Origin of the sequence: Gordonia paraffinivorans NBRC 108238 (assembly GCF_000344155.1) — a bacterium.
Classification (GTDB): Bacteria; Actinomycetota; Actinomycetes; order Mycobacteriales; family Mycobacteriaceae; genus Gordonia; species Gordonia paraffinivorans.
Window position 1 is genome coordinate 23030 of sequence record NZ_BAOQ01000033.1, and the last position, 15144, is coordinate 38173.

At 69.0% G+C, this 15144-nt stretch carries 14 protein-coding genes and 1 pseudogene; 5 read left to right on the plus strand and 10 right to left on the minus strand.

From position 1 onward, the window contains the following. The first annotated feature begins 253 nt into the window (after positions 1–253). The 4 genes from GP2_RS15680 (at position 254) to GP2_RS15695 (ending at position 3750) form a co-directional block, all read left to right on the plus strand. The gene (locus GP2_RS15680; protein ID WP_006901512.1) at positions 254–490 is read left to right on the plus strand and encodes a hypothetical protein; all 237 of its coding nucleotides are present in this window, start codon (positions 254–256) and stop codon (positions 488–490) included. After that, the gene (locus GP2_RS15685) at positions 487–1599 is read left to right on the plus strand and encodes a DUF1214 domain-containing protein (RefSeq protein ID WP_006901513.1); all 1113 of its coding nucleotides are present in this window, start codon (positions 487–489) and stop codon (positions 1597–1599) included. Before GP2_RS15680 ends, GP2_RS15685 begins: the two co-directional genes overlap by 4 nt. Further along, positions 1596–2858: a sulfotransferase family protein gene (locus tag GP2_RS15690; protein ID WP_006901514.1), complete on the plus strand. Its 1263-nt coding sequence runs from the start codon at positions 1596–1598 to the stop codon at positions 2856–2858. The genes GP2_RS15685 and GP2_RS15690 overlap by 4 nt, the downstream gene beginning before the upstream one ends. Positions 2859–2925: 67 nt before the next feature. After that, a complete protein-coding gene (locus tag GP2_RS15695; RefSeq protein ID WP_006901515.1) occupies positions 2926–3750 on the plus strand; it encodes a DUF1353 domain-containing protein in 825 nt (274 codons plus the stop codon). A gap of 79 nt (positions 3751–3829) precedes the next feature. Here the strand turns inward: GP2_RS15695 and lon are convergent, their stop codons facing one another. The 6 genes and pseudogenes from lon to GP2_RS15720 form a co-directional block, all read right to left on the minus strand. Continuing rightward, complete coding sequence (gene lon, locus GP2_RS15700; protein WP_006901516.1) at positions 3830–6157, minus strand: endopeptidase La; 2328 nt, start codon at positions 6155–6157, stop codon at positions 3830–3832. A gap of 96 nt (positions 6158–6253) precedes the next feature. Continuing rightward, the gene (locus GP2_RS21875) at positions 6254–6403 is read right to left on the minus strand and encodes a hypothetical protein (protein WP_168698461.1); all 150 of its coding nucleotides are present in this window, start codon (positions 6401–6403) and stop codon (positions 6254–6256) included. A gap of 501 nt (positions 6404–6904) precedes the next feature. Next, positions 6905–8266, minus strand: coding sequence for a lipase family protein (locus tag GP2_RS15705; protein WP_006901517.1), 1362 nt, complete (start codon positions 8264–8266; stop codon positions 6905–6907). After that, entirely contained in the window at positions 8263–9480 is a 1218-nt protein-coding gene (locus GP2_RS15710; protein ID WP_051997246.1) for a hypothetical protein, read from the minus strand. Before GP2_RS15710 ends, GP2_RS15705 begins: the two co-directional genes overlap by 4 nt. Before the next feature lie 228 nt (positions 9481–9708). Continuing rightward, positions 9709–10092: a RidA family protein gene (locus GP2_RS15715; RefSeq protein ID WP_051997248.1), complete on the minus strand. Its 384-nt coding sequence runs from the start codon at positions 10090–10092 to the stop codon at positions 9709–9711. 39 nt (positions 10093–10131) lie between these two features. Then, positions 10132–10515, minus strand: a pseudogene (locus tag GP2_RS15720) (SRPBCC family protein); the annotation flags it as partial. A 94-nt stretch (positions 10516–10609) separates the two neighbouring features. On the opposite strand from GP2_RS15720, the gene GP2_RS15725 reads away from it, so the two are divergent. Continuing rightward, positions 10610–11329, plus strand: coding sequence for a cutinase family protein (locus tag GP2_RS15725; RefSeq protein WP_006901520.1), 720 nt, complete (start codon positions 10610–10612; stop codon positions 11327–11329). Positions 11330–11427: 98 nt separating this feature from the next. On the opposite strand, the gene GP2_RS15730 is transcribed toward GP2_RS15725, so the two are convergent. From GP2_RS15730 to GP2_RS15745, 4 genes are read right to left on the minus strand one after another with little or no spacing between them, the layout of a single operon-like run. Beyond that, positions 11428–12084 (minus strand): GntR family transcriptional regulator, encoded by a 657-nt coding sequence (locus GP2_RS15730; RefSeq protein ID WP_006901521.1) that lies wholly within the window; start codon positions 12082–12084, stop codon positions 11428–11430. Positions 12085–12090: 6 nt separating this feature from the next. Beyond that, positions 12091–12819 carry an HAD family hydrolase gene (locus GP2_RS20970; RefSeq protein WP_006901522.1) on the minus strand — a complete coding sequence of 243 codons (729 nt, stop codon included), beginning with the start codon at positions 12817–12819 and terminating at the stop codon, positions 12091–12093. After that, the gene (locus GP2_RS15740; RefSeq protein ID WP_006901523.1) at positions 12816–13751 is read right to left on the minus strand and encodes a sulfurtransferase; all 936 of its coding nucleotides are present in this window, start codon (positions 13749–13751) and stop codon (positions 12816–12818) included. The genes GP2_RS20970 and GP2_RS15740 overlap by 4 nt, the downstream gene beginning before the upstream one ends. Continuing rightward, positions 13748–15118, minus strand: a complete 1371-nt coding sequence (locus tag GP2_RS15745) for an LLM class flavin-dependent oxidoreductase (RefSeq protein WP_006901524.1) — start codon at positions 15116–15118, stop codon at positions 13748–13750. Before GP2_RS15745 ends, GP2_RS15740 begins: the two co-directional genes overlap by 4 nt. Positions 15119–15144 lie beyond the last annotated feature (26 nt).

Below are 15144 nucleotides of genomic sequence, written 5' to 3' on the forward strand. Positions count from 1 at the left end.
TCAGTGCATCCGACTCAATGTCCTACTGAAAGCGGGGCGTCGAGTCAAACCTACTTGAGTCCCTCTCACTCAGGTTTCTCGAAGTGTGTAACGGGCCCCATTCAGGGTTTGTTCCCGGTTCTCGAAAAAAGTTGAGCGGATTCCACTCAATTTTGCGATGTATGGCTGTGATGCTTGACACATCAGACCCGGACCGGCAGATTCCAACAGGAATCGCCCGGTTCCACTTCCCCACTCCCTGCGAGGACCATCCATGACGCAGACCGGCCCGGCCCGCACCGTCCCCGACACGACCGGACGGACCCACCGCATCGCGGCGTGGGGACCGGGCGAGGTCGGGATGGGGACGGGACACACCAACCCCATCACCACGGCCTCGGTGCGCGCCGTGCTCGACGCCACCCCTGCGGTGGTCGCCGCCGGACCGGGCGTCCTCGTCGACGACACGGGACCGCACCACCGGCACGACGACCCGGTCCGCCCGTCGTGAGCCCCTCGGCGGACGACCGGGATTCGCGTCCCGAGGTGGCGGCGTGGAACGGACTGGTCGACGCCGTGCGGACGGCCGGCGAGGAGCTCGCCGCCGACACCTCCGAACTCGATCCGGCCGAGCAGGCCGACGGATTCCGGGCTCTCCTCCGCGGCCTGTCGAATCTGCTGTCGCGCATCGAGACCGACCGCGAGCGCCCCGAACTCGTCCCGTTCAACGGGTGGCGACAGAAGTTCTTGATGGACAACCCGGATTTTCGGTACTGGGTGACCGAGGTCCGCGGCGACCGCCGCTACCGCATCCGAGGCAACCGCGGCGATGCGACGTACATGTCCGTCACCGCCTATCGGCGCACCGGCGGCATCGGCGCCGAGGCGACCGACCGCCTCGACAGCGACGCCATCGCCTTCGACGACGAGGGCGGGTTCGAGATCGTCCTCGGCGGGGCCGACCCCGGGACCGACTCCGGGTCCGCCGACCGGCTGACGCTGCCGGAGCGGTCCGGGGTGGTGTGGGTTCGCTTCTTCCACGACGACGTGGCACGGGATCGGCCGGGCTGGACCGAGATCGAGCCGCTGGAGGACCCCGGAACGCCGCCGCCGATCGATCCGGTGCGCTTCGGCTCCGCGCTCGCCACGGTGTCGGCGACCACGTCGATGCTCCCGACGATCTTCGAGGCGTCGGTGCGAGACGACCTCGATCCGCCGAACGTCCTGCGCCACTGGTCGGAGATGGCCGGCGGTGCGGTGTTCACCGAACCGGGCATCCACTACCTGCGCGGCGGCTGGCGACTGGGCGCCGGACAGGCCCTGGTGATCGAGGGCGAGGTGGTGGACTGCCGCTACTGGAACATCCTCGCCTACAGCCGATTTCTCAACTCGCTCGACTTCCGGCACCGGACGGTCTCCTACACGGGAGCGACCGCAACCGTCGCCGACGGCCGCTACCGGTTCGTCGTCGCCGCCGAGGACCCCGGCAACGGCGACTGGATCGACTCGGAGGGAAGGGATTTCGGGATCGTGGTGATGCGCTTCCTCCACCCCGCGACGACCCCTCCCCTCCCGACGACACGCGTGGTCTCCCTGGACGAGTTGAGAGGACGGCGATGACGGCCTGGACTCCCCCACCGCGCAGCGAGGTCGCCGCGAGGATGCATGCCGCGGCCGAGGCCGACCGGGCCGCCCGGCCCGAGCGGTACCGACTCGGCGCGGATGCCGCCGACCTCCTCGTCGAGAAGGCTGCCGCTACGCACGGCGTCGATGCCCTGGGAGATCCCCGGCACTGGCGCCCCGGGCTCGAACGGTATCTGGAGTCGGCGGCCGAGGACGGGCGGTTGAACGCCGTCGGAATACGCAACGCGCAGGACGCCATGGTCGGGAAACTTCGGGCCCGTTCGATCTTCGGCAGGGTCCTGCGCGAGAACCCGGGAGTCGCCGAGCGCGAGGTCGCCCCACCGATCGTGATCATCGGCGGGTGGCGCACCGGCACGACCTTCCTGTTCCGCCTCCTGGCGCGCGACCCGCGGTTTCGCGCTCCGCGGCCGGTCGAGCTGTATGCGCCGTGGCGGGTCGCGAAGCTCTCCCCCGCCGAGCGCGAGGAGCTCATCGAAACCCAGGCGGCCGAGCCGAATCCGCTGCATCTGCTCAATCCGTCGATGGCCGCGGTCCACGACTCCGGTCCGGCGCTGCCCGAGGAGTGCGTCCTGGGCATGGGCACGACCATGCGGAACTGGGCCCTGAGCTCCACCACCCGCCTGGACTCCTACGCCCGGTGGCTGGCCACCCAGGACTTCGGCGGGGAGTACGCCGCGCATCGGACCATGCTGCAGATCCTCGACGACTGTTCGGGGCGGCGATGGCTGTTGAAGGCGCCGGCGCACACGCCGGAACTGGCGCATCTGGCCACCACCTACCCCGGCGTCTGCGTCGTGCACCTGCACCGCGACGTCGTCGAGACCGTCGCGTCGGGGGCCAGCCTCTTCGCCACGTACCGGTCGACCTACAGCGACGAGGTCGACGGCCACGACGTCGGGCGGTTCCAGACCGAACAGTCCGAGCTGTGGTTCCGGCGCGCAGTGGAGTTCCGGGGTTCGACCGCAGCACGATCGGCGACGATCGTGGACATCGACTACCGGGATCTGGTGGCGCGCCCGGAGGAGACCGTCGGCCTGGTCTATGCCGCTGCCGATGTCGACCCTCCGGACATCACGACGATGCTCGCCGAGCACAACGCCGAGCAGCCGCGCCACGGCAAGGGGAAACACCGGTACACGCCCGAGGAATTCGGGATCGACCCGGACGCACTGCGGGAGCGGATGAGGTTCTACACCGACGCCGTGGCCGAGTGGACGTCGTGCCAGGTGTCCTGACCGGTCGGGGTCTGGTATTCACCATCCGGCGGGGTTATGTTCGCTGGTGTCGAGGGCTGGAGGCGGCATGAGCGACACCACGCGGACAGATGCCGGATCGAATTGGGTTCCATGGCGGGTCGCGCCCGACTCGGGTTTCGAGGTCGATGACCCCTCGGGCCGGGGAAGCGTCGAGATGGTCCAGGTCGACGACCGGCATTTCGTCGTCCGCAATGCCTTTCGCCACTCCGACCGCGCCGTGATGAAGGACCTGTTCGCGCTGCTGGTCCGCAACGGCATGGGCGAGAGCGAGGCGCGCCGGGCGATCGACGACGCCCGCACCTTCGTGCCCAGTGAGGACAATCCCACCGACCTGGCGTCGATTCCGCGCTTCATGCGGTGGTTCGAGGACCCGTACGGCCGTCACACGCTGGCGGCGATCCTGCACGACGAGCTCATCACCGACTCGGCCAACTCCGGATCGTTGCGCAGCGATGCCCTCGCCGACCGCTTCTTCCGGGAGATGATGCGGACCTCGGGAGTCCCGTGGCTCAAGCGATGGATCATGTGGTCGGCGGTGGCGCTCCGGACACGCTGGGTCGCAGGAGGTTTGCGACGCCTGAGCCTGGTGGTGTGGCTGGCGCTGAGCGTCGTCGGCATCACCACGTTCGTCGGCTCGCTCGGCGCGCTGGTCTTCGACTGGCCGTGGCCGGTCTCCCAGCCGGTCTGGACGCTCGTGGCTGCGCTGGCGCTGATCGTCGTCGCGGCCCCGCTCTGGGGGAGACAGTGGATGGCCGGTCTCATCGCCGCGGTCGGCGCGCTGTGGTTGGTGCCGGCCGGGGCGGCGGCCGGTCTCGCGGGAATCGTCTACCTGGTGCTGGAGTCCGTGGCCAGGGCATTGCGGCTGCGCTGACCACATGACGACGGGGCCCACATGACGACGGGGCGCCGTCCGGTTTTCTCCGGACGACGCCCCGCTCCGTCATCGGTCGTCAGGCGGCCGCGACCTGTTCGCCGGCCGCCGGTTCCAGTGCCTGCGCGACGATCTCGGCGACATCGGTCATCGGGCGGACGTCGAGGGCGTCGAGGACCTCGGCCGGCACGTCGTCGAGGTCGGGCTCGTTGCGCTGCGGGATGAAGACGGTCTTCAGCCCGTTGCGTTGCGCGGCGAGCAGCTTCTGCTTCACCCCGCCGATCGGCAGGACCCGGCCGTTCAGCGTGACCTCACCGGTCATGCCGACGTCGGCCCGGACGCGGCGCCCGGTCGCCATCGACACCAGCGCGGTGACCATGGTGACGCCGGCACTCGGACCGTCCTTGGGCACCGCCCCGGCCGGGACGTGCACGTGGATGGTCTTGTCGAGGGCCTTCGGGTCGACGCCGAGTTGCTCGGCGTGGGCCCGGACGTAGGACAGCGCGATCTGCGCCGACTCCTTCATGACGTCGCCGAGCTGGCCGGTGAGCTTCAGCCCGGGCTCTCCGTCGGTGGCGTTGACCTCGATGAAGAGGACGTCGCCGCCCATCCCTGTGACGGCGAGGCCCGTCGCCACGCCGGGCACCGCGGTCCGCTCGGCCGACTCCGGCGTGAACCGGGGCCGCCCGAGGTACTCGCGCAGGTCGGGCTTGTCGATCACGACCGGCGGTGTCGCCGTTCCCTGTGCGAGCTTCGTCGCCACCTTGCGCAAAGCCTTGGCGAGGAGCCGCTCGAACTGTCGCACACCGGGTTCCCGGGTGTAGTTCGCCGCGATCTCGCGCAACGCCTCCTCTGTGACGGTGACCTCGTCGGTGGTCAGTGCCGCCCGCTCGGCCTGCCGCGGGAGCAGGTAGTCGCGGGCGATGGCGACCTTGTCGTCCTCGGTGTAGCCGTCGAGCGTGACGAGCTCCATCCGGTCCAGCAGGGCCGTCGGGATGTTCTCGACGACGTTCGCGGTCGCGAGGAACAGCACGTCGGACAGGTCGAGGTCGAGATCGAGGTAGTGGTCGCGGAAGGTGTGGTTCTGCGCGGGGTCGAGGACCTCGAGCAGGGCCGCGGCCGGGTCGCCCCGGTAATCCGAGCCGACCTTGTCGATCTCGTCGAGCAGCACGACCGGGTTCATCGAACCGGCCTCGGCGATCGCCCGCACGATGCGTCCGGGCATCGCGCCGACGTAGGTGCGGCGGTGGCCGCGGATCTCGGACTCGTCGCGCACACCGCCGAGTGCGACGCGCACGAACTTGCGCCCGAGGGCCCGGGCGACGCTCTCACCGAGCGACGTCTTGCCGACACCGGGAGGACCGGCCAGCACCATCACCGCGCCCGACCCCCGGCCGCCGACGACCTGCAGGCCGCGCTCGGCACGCCGGGCGCGGACGGCCAGGTATTCGACGATGCGGTCCTTGACGTCCTCCAGTCCGTGATGGTCGGCGTCGAGGATCTCGCGGGCTCCCTGGATGTCCGTGGAGTCCTCGGTGCGGACATTCCACGGCAGGTCCAGGACGGTGTCGAGCCAGGTACGGATGTATCCGGTCTCCGGCGACTGGTCGCTGGCCCGTTCGAGCCGGCCGACCTCGCGCAGTGCGGCCTCGCGCACCTTGTCCGGCAGGTCGGCCTCCTCGACGCGCTTGCGGTAGTCGTCGGCGCCGTCGGGTTCGTCCTCACCGAGTTCCTTGCGGATGGCCGCCAGTTGTTGGCGCAGCAGGAATTCCTTCTGCTGCTTGTCCATCCCCGCGCGAACGTCCTCGGCGATCTTCTCGCTGACCTCGGTCTCGGCGAGGTGGTCGGTGGTCCACTCGATGAGCACGCGCAACCGCGCGGCGGTGTCCGGCGTCTCCAGCAGCTGTCGTTTCTGGGCGTCGGTCAGCCACGATGCGTAGCCCGAGGTGTCGGCAAGGGCCGACGGATCGGTCATCTTGTTCACGGCGTCGATCAGCTGCCACGCCTCGCGGCGCTGCAACATGGCGAGGACGAGCTTCTTGTACTCGCCGGCCAGCGTGCGGACCTCGTCGGTGACCTCCGGCTCGTCGACCTCGGTCACCTCGACCCACAACGCGGCGCCGTGGCCCGGGGTCCCGGTTCCGATCTGCGCCCGCTTCTCGCCCTTGACGACCGCGGCCGCACTGCCGCCCGGGATGCGTCCGACCTGCACGATCGACGCGATGACCCCGTAGGTGGGGTACCGGTCCTCCAGCCGTGGAGCGACCAGGAGTTTGCCGGACTCGCTCGCCCGGGCGGCGTCGATCGTGGCCTGCGCGGCGTCGTCGAGCGGGATGGGCACGACCATGCCGGGCAGCACGACGACGTCCGGCACGAACAGCACCGGTAGTGAATATGTCTGCGTCATGTAAGCCTCCAGAGTTAAGTCTGTTCGACTCAACCCAGGTGGCTGGAAGTTTGTTCCCGACTGATTTATGCCAGGGGCGAAATGGCGTCCCGACGCTCAGGTACCCGGGAGATCGACGGCGAGACGTGCCGCGAACACGACGAACTGGGCGACCAGGAGAACGAAGAACCCGACGATGAACGCTGCCGCCGTGACGAGGACACCCGCGGAGGTCTTGAGCGCGTCCCACACCGTTCGCGCCGTCACGACCGGCCTCCGGGCCGCGTCGTGGCGGAGCCGTGGCCGAGGGACGTCTGTCGGCGGGCCGACAACAGAACGAGGGACATGGGGCTGAACCTCCGTGCGGACAAACCTCGGACGCCGGTGTCCGAGGTCACAATATGTACCACACACATGGCGCACAGGCGACACACCGGACGTACTGGCGGGTAACCCAATTCCCGACTGCCACACGGCTTCACGCCCAATCGATGGCGCGACTGCGGGGCTCGACCCCGCGCTGTGAATTCATGGCATCGACGGCGATGGCCTCGGCGAGCCCGACGACCTGGTGGCCGCCGGCCCGGTGGCGACGCGGCTGCGCATCCGGAAGCAGGGCGGCGTCAGTTCCGGGTGCCGGACGATCTGTCGTCGGGCAGCCCGGGGCTTGTCCCGGAAACACGTCGACGCCGCGACCTCGGGGTGAGGTCACGGCGTCGTGGAAGGTGGCTCGTAGTCGCGGAAAACGCGACTACGAGCCAAAAGCCCCTACTTCTCGGCCAGCTTCTCGGCCAGCCAGTCCATCGTCTGCATGCCGAACAGGTCGGTTCCCCAGCCGTAGAGGTTGGTGAGGAACCGGAGCATGTTGCAGTCGGTGGGCTGGTAGTCGACCTCGGCACCGCGGGAGCGGTAGTCCTCCGCGAGCTTCTTGGAGTCCTTGGCCGGGACCAGCGACATGATCGAGTCGTCCTTGGCGCACGAGGCGATCAGGACCGGAGCACTCGGCGTGCCCTTGCCGAGCCGGTTGTCCTCGTAGACGTGCTGGAAGTCGGCGATGTCGGCCGGGTTCTGCCCGCTCTTGAACATCGTGTTCATCGGGATGAACGGCATCGTGAAGTACGCCGGGGTCTGACACTGGGTGCGGAAGACGTCGGCGATGGCCCGACCGGCCGGCGTGAACTTCTCGTTGAGCTTCATCTCCGGGTAGCGCGGTTCGAGACCGAGCAGCGTGGCGAGGACGAAGGCCGAACCGACCGAGCCGTCGGCGGTCGCGATGAAGTTCTTCTGGTCCACGACCATGCCCTCGAGGACGTAGCCCTTGATGTTCAGCTCGGGCGCATACTTCTTGGCGTTCTCGGCGGCGAAGGCCGCGCCCACACCGCCGCCGGCGATGCCGAACACGCCGATCGGCGACGACGCCGACAGCTGGGTCTTGTCGTTGCCGATCGCGGCGCGCAGACCGTCGAGCAGCGCCTTGCCCGCGAACTTGCCGGCGAAGACGCCGTGCGGCTTGGGGTCGCCGTCGTTGCCGACGTCGCTCATCATGACCGCGTAACCCTTGTCGAAGAACTGCGCGAGCGGGCCGAGCGCCGACCACGAGGCGCCGTCCATGATGTCGCCGCCGGTGAACATGGTGCCGGGGTGGCAGTACGCGCCGACGCTGTCGTTGGCCAGCTGGTAGCCGATGATGGGGCGGGTCTTGTCCGAGCGCCCGTCACGCGGGATGACGAGCAGGCCGGTGGAGATCTCCGGCTCGTCGTGCAGGCCGCGCGTCACGTACATGAGCTTGTAGGCGTCGAGGTTGCCGGGGCGGTAGCCCATGAACTGGATGGCGACCTTCTTGGCCTTCAGCACGTCGCCGGGCTTCTCGGTGCCCTTCAGTTTCGGCTCGTCGTAGAACTTGTCGGTCCGCAGGAACGGCTCGAGCAGCGGCTCGGCGATCTCCTGCGGGCTGCCCATCCGGCCGTCGCGCATGGCCTTGAGGAAGAAGCCGTTGAACACCTCGCCCGGCTCCGGGGTCCGATTGGGGGCCGCGGCTGCCGGGGCGACGAGTCCGACGCCGGACAGGACGATCGCGATGACGGCCGCGACCGTGATCCGACGGGTGGCGCGTGCGCTGGTTGAAATCACTGGTAGGTCACCTTGATCGAGGTCAGAACCGACTGGAAGAGCGGCAGCAGGTTACGGGTGGGGCGGTGGGTTTCCATCTGCTCGAAGTACGGGACGCGCATCGCGGCGCTCAGAGCCGGCCAGTTGTGCTCGACCTGGTACTTGTACTTCGGCAGCAGCTGCTCGGTGATGTACTCCCAGCGGTCTTCGTAGACCGACCAGTTCCACTCCGGCAGCGGCAGGGTCACGATGGCCTTGCGGCCGTCGAGGGCGCGGCCGGTCACCTGCACCTGATTGATGTCGCGCGGCGGGACCACACCGGCCACCGACGGCGCGGCGAGGATGGTGCTGGCGTAGGTCATCGCCTCGCCGACCCCGTTCCGGTAGTTGCGGGTGGCATCCCACTGCTTCTTGATGACCTCGCCCTGCTCACGCTGGAGAAGACGGGCGTTGCCGGCGGCGACCCGCTCCGGATCCTTGGAGGCGATGCCCTCCCAGTGGTGCATGATCTCGTCGTCGAAGATCCCGGCCTCGTGCATCTCCCGCAGCGCCGGCAGGCCGCCGGTCACATAGGCGCGGTGCATCGGCATGAGGTCGGAGAAGATGTTCTTCTGCATCACCAGGATCTGCCCCTGCACGATGCGCAGGTCGTCGGTGGTGATCTTGGCTCCGACGCGTGCGAGCGCGGGCAGGCCGGCCGGCAGGCTGTCGACGGCCTGCTTGCCGGCGAGCTCGTTCACCTTCGCGACGATCGCCTGGACGACCGGCTGCAGACGGGTGAACTCGTAGATCTCGGTGGCGTCCTTGCAATCGAGGAGGCCGCCGCCGAAGTCGGCGCCGACCAGTCCGCCCATGCCGGCCCACTGCAGCTCACGGTGCGCCAACTGCAGGTCCTCGTAGTAGCGGTAGGACTTCAGCAGGTTCTGGTGGTTGGCCGCGACGCCCTTGCGCGGATCCCAGGAGGCGAGGTCGATGCCGGCGCGCGTGGTGGTGTCGACCAACCAGTACTGGAACAGCAGCGCGGTGTACGACGACGGCGGCAGACCGCGGTCCCGGGCCTCGTCGACGAGCTTCTGCAGCACCTTCGGGTCCGTCGGCAGCTTCGGGTGTACGCCACCCGGGCCCTGCGACGCATCCCGGTTGACGAGGGGCAGGTTCAGATAGGAATCCAGGGTGTCGGCGGTTGCGACGCCGCCTCCCAGGTAGGAGCCGAGGGCGACCACCACCGACACCATTGCGCACACCGACGCACGAACGAGCTTGTTCACGACGCTCCCGTTTCCAGGCACCGACCATCACGGCCGAATCACATTCGGATAACCGAAGTGAATCTAGTGCGTGGTGTTGTCAGAGACCAATTCTGGACGGCAACTGTGGCCAAATCCTCGAAAACCCGGCCGCGGCCAAAAGAAGTACCAGGACATACCGGGTTTCGTGCGGTGACCGCGCGCGCCTCGAAAAGGTCAGGCCGAACCGGGCCGCGCCTCCGCCTCGATCTCGACGACCCACCGGGGATCGAGGAGCCCGGCGACGATGATCATCGTCGCCGCCGGGCGGATCTCTCCGAACACGGCGCCGTGCGCACGGCTCACGCCCGCGGCCGCGTCGGGCGTCGTGATGAACATGCGGGTTCGGACGACGTCGGCGAGCGTCGCCCCCGCCTCGGTCAGTGCGGTCTCGATGATCTCCAGGCAGCGTCGTGCCTGGACCTCGGCGTCGGGGTCGCAGGAGCCGTCGGGCCAGACCGGTCCGGTGCCCGACACCAGGACGCGGTCTCCCACCCGGACCGCGCGGGAGAACCCGATCTCCGGCTCGTAGGGCGAGCCCGACGAGACGAGTCGGCGCATGGGTGGCCCGGTCGCGGCGCCGTCGGCCTCCTCGCGCGCTTCGAGCAACGACTTCAGCCGGGCGAGGTCGTCTTCGACCATCCGGGTGTCGCGGTCGAACTCGTCGTCGGACATGTCGCGCTGCCGCAGCGTGAACACCACCTCGGCCCCATCGGGGTGATCGAGGACGCGCAGCGGGTTGTGCACGACCGCTCCGTCGGGGAGCACGACATCGTGGTCGACGACCCCGAAGGGATTGCGCGGGACGAACCGGACGGTCACGGTGCCCATCGGCGACTCGGCGATCAGTTCCTCGCCGCGCCGGATCACCTCCGACCGGGCCAGGCCACCAGCCCATTTCGGCAGATTGTCCGGTTCGGAGACGAACTCGTACACGGCTTTCGCCGAGGCCTCGATCACCGTGCTGACGTGTCGACTGAACATGCCCCGATGATCGCGGGTTTGGTGGCATCGTGTGGCGGGAACGTCATGTCGTCGCGACCGCCGCACACGAGATGAGAGAACAGGTGTCCCGAACATGAGAAGAACCATCAGACGGCTCGGCGTGTCCGCCCTCTGCCTGTTTGCCGCGGCCACTGGAGCAGTGGCCGTCGGGACCCCGGCCGCCCAGGCCGCCCCGTGTGCCGACGTGGAGGTGATCTTCGCCCGCGGTACCGTCGAGCCCGCACCACCGCTGGGCCTCACCGGACTGTCGTTCGTCGAGGCCGTCCGCAGCCAGCTGCCGGGCAGGTCGGTCGTCGGATACGGCGTCCCCTACCCCGCGAGCGACCGGTTCGGCGACCGCCTCGAGTTCGCCCGCACCGTCACCGACGGGGTGCGCAAGACGCAGGACCGCGTCAAGTACCTCGCCGCGAAGTGCCCCGCCACCAAGGTCGTCCTCGGCGGCTACTCGCAGGGCGCGGTGGTCGCGGGATATGCAGTCCACGCCGGTCTCGAGTTGCCCCCGCAGTACGCCGCCTACAACCGGTACGTCCCGCCGCCGCTGCCGGCGACCCTGGCCCGCAACGTGAAGGCGATCGTTCTGTTCGGGGCGCCGTCGGACCGGTTCATCGACGACGTCGGCGCACCGCCGGTGAAGGTCGCGGCCCCCTACCGTTCGCGGACGGTCCGGTTCTGCGTCCCCGGCGACACCATCTGCGACGGTTCCCCGGTCGGCGGGCCGAACGCCCTGCACACCCTGTATTCGGTGAACGGGATGACGCTCGACGGCGCCCGCTTCGTCGCGCGCCGGGTGTAGGACGGTCGGACACCACCCGCTGACGCCTCGGCGGTCACGCAACACCCTCGTGGCATCGCGTGACCGCCGCGCGTGGCGTGTTCCGACGCCGAGGCCGGTCACGACGAGGGCTTGTCGGCCCCCATCGATCGGGACACCAGCTGCGAGATACGTACATCGCGATCGTGGTTGAGGTGTTCGAGCATCAGCAGCCGCGCCTTCTCGGCGGAGCCGTCGATGATCGCCTCGAGTATCTGACCGTGCTCGTCCACCGAGCTGTCGAAGCTCTCCCGACCCGTCGGGGTGAACCACGGTGCGCCGACCTTGATCTGGTCCCGCAGCTCCCGTTCCAGGTTGTAGATCGTCCGGTTGTGCGCGGCGAGCATTACACAGTCGTGGAACACGTTGAGAGCGTGGCGGATCTCGGCCGGATCGGTCTGGCTGCGGCTGAGCGCCAGCGCCTCCTTGAGACGAGCGATGTCGACGGGCGTGTGCCGCTCCGCCGCGGCGGCGGCCGCACTCGACTCCAGGATGGCCCGCACCTCGAAGATCTCCAGCATCTCCTCGTCGCTGCGGATGCGCAGGACGAATCCCCGCGACGCCGCGACCAGCAGCCCCTTCCGCTCGAGGAGCCCCAGGGCCTCACGCACCGGTGTCCGGGAGACCCCGAACTCCTCGCTGAGAGCCTGCGGGATCAGCACGACGTCGGCGGGGTAGTAGCCGTGTGTCAGACGCTCGTGCAGCGCTTCGTAGACCGCGTCGCGGGCGCTCTTCATCGACGGTCACCTTCCGTGGGACTTCGAGGCGGGCAGTGCGAGTCCCTCGATCCTCGCAGACAGTTCGACGAGGGTGTCGACGCGCACCGAGGTCAGATCGTCGACGACGAGTGCCGTGTCCTCGGCGAACCGATGCTCGCCGGTCTGCACGCCCACGAGCGGAATCCGCAGCCGCCGAGCCGTGAGCTCGTCCCACTTGCCGTCGCCGAGGATCACCATCCGCCAGTCGTCGCCTGCGCGACCGCGGGTGGCCTGGCCGATGGCGTCGAGCACGATCGCGGCGCGGTCGTCGTGTTCGGTTCCGGTGGCCAGCGGCACGTCGTCGGCGTCGACGCCGAGCAGCCTCAGCTTGGTCCGGGCGAGGGAGCGGAACGACCCGGTGGCGAACGCCCAGTGCGCGTCATCCCGGTCGACCAACTCCGCCAGCAGTTCTCGGGCGCCGGCGATCTCGTCGACCACGCCGGTGGCGACGTGGGTGTCGAATTCCTTGTCGTACAGCCGTTCCAGCTCCGCGATGAACTCCGGGTCCGCCGGCACGCCGTGCGTGTCCTGGCACACCTCGCCGGTCACTGCCGAGTCGGTGAAGGCGCGGTAGGCCTCCCACGGCTTGGCGAGGACATCGAGTCCGTGGCGGGCGAGGACGTCGATGGCCACCCGGTCGTGGGTGGCGGCCGAGTCGAGCAGCGTCCCGTCGATGTCGAAGATGACCAGGGTCGGCGCGGATTCGTGGGTCATCGCGGATCCGGTCCGGTCACGAGCGGCAGGTCGGGATCGCTGCGCCACTCGCTCAGCGAGCCGTCGTAGACGCGCGGCAGCGGATATCCGGCCTCGACGAACGCCAGCGCCGCTCCCGATGCGTTGATGCCGCCGCCGCAGTAGACGACTACGTCGGCGTCGGGCCCGATCCCGACGCCTTCCAGAACCTTTCGTGTCCGCTCCGGCGAGAACGTGCCGTCGTCCGAGAGCAGGTCGGGAAACGGCACACTCAGGCTGCCGGGGATGTGGCCGGGACGGTCGCCGCCGGATTCACCGGTGTAGTCCGGGGTCCGGAGTGCGCAGATCAGCGTCGTCGTCGAGTCCTCGTCCGCGGAGATCGACCGGACCTCGTCGAGACCGGCGAAGATCGACGTGCCGAGGTCGGCGAGTTCGATCGCACGTCCCGACCCGTCAGGCGCTGCGGGGTCGCCGGATTCGATCGGGCAACCCAGCGCGGCCCATCGGGCGAAACCGCCGTCGAGAACCCGGGCGCGCTCGAATCCGAACGACCGCAGCACCAGCCAGACCCGCGCCGCGTAGGCTCCGCTGAGCTGGTCGTAGACGACGATGTCGTCGGCCGGGGTGATGCCGAGTTCCGCGGCCGCGGCGGCCATCTGAGCGGCCGTGGGCCTGGTGAACGCGATCGGCGAGGAGGGATCGGAGAAGGTCGCGAACAGGTCGGCGAACCGCGCCCCGGGGATGTGAGCGGCCCGGAACACCTCGTGGCCGGGATCGAACACCGTCAGCCCGGCGGCGTCCACCGACCGCGCGATGCTGGCGTCGAGGACCACCACCGAATCCGCATGGTCGCGAAGCCATTCCGCAGAGACCAGGGAACCCGAGAGCGAGGCTCCGCGGCTCGTCGAACCGGTCCCGACCGCCCCGGACGACGCGGTGACGCCCTGCGTCACGCGGTCGCCCCGTGAGTCACCGCGACGCTCTTGGCACGGTTGCGCCATTCGCCCCGCTCGGGCCGGTTGAGTCCCAGGTTCTCGCGAAGGGTCTCCCCCTCGTACTCGGTGCGGAACAGACCGCGCCGCTGCAGCTCCGGCACCACCTGGGTGGCGAAGTCCTCGAAGGCCGCGGGCACGTGGGTCGCCTGGATCATGAAGCCGTCGGCGGCGCCGGCGTCGATCCACTGCTCCATCGTGTCGGCGATGTCGGCGGCCGATCCGATCATGTTGCCCTCGGTGCGTGCCCCGTACCAGCGGCCGATCTCGCGGATCGAGAGCTTCTCGCGTTCGGCGAACTCGACGACCTCACGGTAATGACCTTCGACGCCGACGACCTCGAGCGACGGGAGCGGGCCGTCGAGGTCGTACTGCGTGAGGTCGACGTTGACGTGGTAGGCCAGCCGGGACAGTCCCGCCTCGGGGTCGACGAGCTCGAAGAACTCCTCGTGCTTGGCGAGCTCATCGCGGTAGTCGGCGCCGACGACGGTGGTCGCCGCGGGCAGGATCTTGAGCTGCTCGGGGTCCCGACCGTGTGCGGCGGCGCGTTCTTTCATGTCGCGGTAGAAGTCGATTGCGCTCTCGAGGGATTCGTGACTGCAGAACACGACGTCGGCCCAGCGGGAGGCGAAGTCGCGTCCGGTCGGCGATGCCCCGGCCTGGACGATGACCGGGTAGCCCTGCGGCGGCCGGGGAACGCCCAGCGGCCCCTGCACCTGGAAGAAGCGGCCCTTGTGGTCGATGGCCTCGACCTCCTCCGGCCGCGCGAACCGGCCGGATTCCTTGTCCCGGATCAGCGCGTCGTCGGACCAGGAGTCCCAGAGTCGGGTGGTGACCTCGAGGAACTCCTCGGCCCGGGCGTAGCGGTCCTCGCGGTCGGGCAGCTTGTCCTGGTTGAAGTTCTGCGCCTCCGCGTCCTGGAAGCTGGTGACGACGTTCCAGCCGGCCCGGCCGCCGCTGAGATGGTCGAGGGTGCCCATCGAGCGGGCGAGGTTGTAGGGCTCCTGATAGCCGGTCGACATCGTCGCCGCGACACCCAGTCTCGTGGTCACCGAGCTCATCAGGGTGATGACCGTCATCGGGTCCAGACGCGGGGTCCCGGTGCCGTATCTGACCGCGGGCTCGAACGAGCCGCCGAGGCTGCGCGGCACGGCGAGCGCATCGGGCACGAAGGCCATGTCGAACTTGGCGTCTTCGAGGACCCGGGCGATGTGCAGGTAGTGCTCCGCGGTGAGGAAACCGTCGCCGGCTTCCGGATGACGCCACCCGACCGTTCCCTGCGGACCTGCATTCATGAATGCGGCCAGATGGATCTGCTTGCGGGACATGTCATTCGCTCCTTTGCGACGGATCG

Coding starts and splice junctions, on each gene's coding strand:
- GP2_RS15725 (WP_006901520.1), top strand. CDS start 10,610: ATGAGAAGAACCATCAGACGGCTCGGCGTGTCCGCCCTCTGCCTGTTT.
- GP2_RS15710 (WP_051997246.1), bottom strand. CDS start 9,480: ATGGTGTCGGTGGTGGTCGCCCTCGGCTCCTACCTGGGAGGCGGCGTC.
- lon (WP_006901516.1), bottom strand. CDS start 6,157: ATGACGCAGACATATTCACTACCGGTGCTGTTCGTGCCGGACGTCGTC.
- GP2_RS15680 (WP_006901512.1), top strand. CDS start 254: ATGACGCAGACCGGCCCGGCCCGCACCGTCCCCGACACGACCGGACGG.
- GP2_RS15730 (WP_006901521.1), bottom strand. CDS start 12,084: ATGAAGAGCGCCCGCGACGCGGTCTACGAAGCGCTGCACGAGCGTCTG.
- GP2_RS15715 (WP_051997248.1), bottom strand. CDS start 10,092: ATGCGCCGACTCGTCTCGTCGGGCTCGCCCTACGAGCCGGAGATCGGG.
- GP2_RS20970 (WP_006901522.1), bottom strand. CDS start 12,819: ATGACCCACGAATCCGCGCCGACCCTGGTCATCTTCGACATCGACGGG.
- GP2_RS15745 (WP_006901524.1), bottom strand. CDS start 15,118: ATGTCCCGCAAGCAGATCCATCTGGCCGCATTCATGAATGCAGGTCCG.
- GP2_RS15695 (WP_006901515.1), top strand. CDS start 2,926: ATGAGCGACACCACGCGGACAGATGCCGGATCGAATTGGGTTCCATGG.
- GP2_RS15690 (WP_006901514.1), top strand. CDS start 1,596: ATGACGGCCTGGACTCCCCCACCGCGCAGCGAGGTCGCCGCGAGGATG.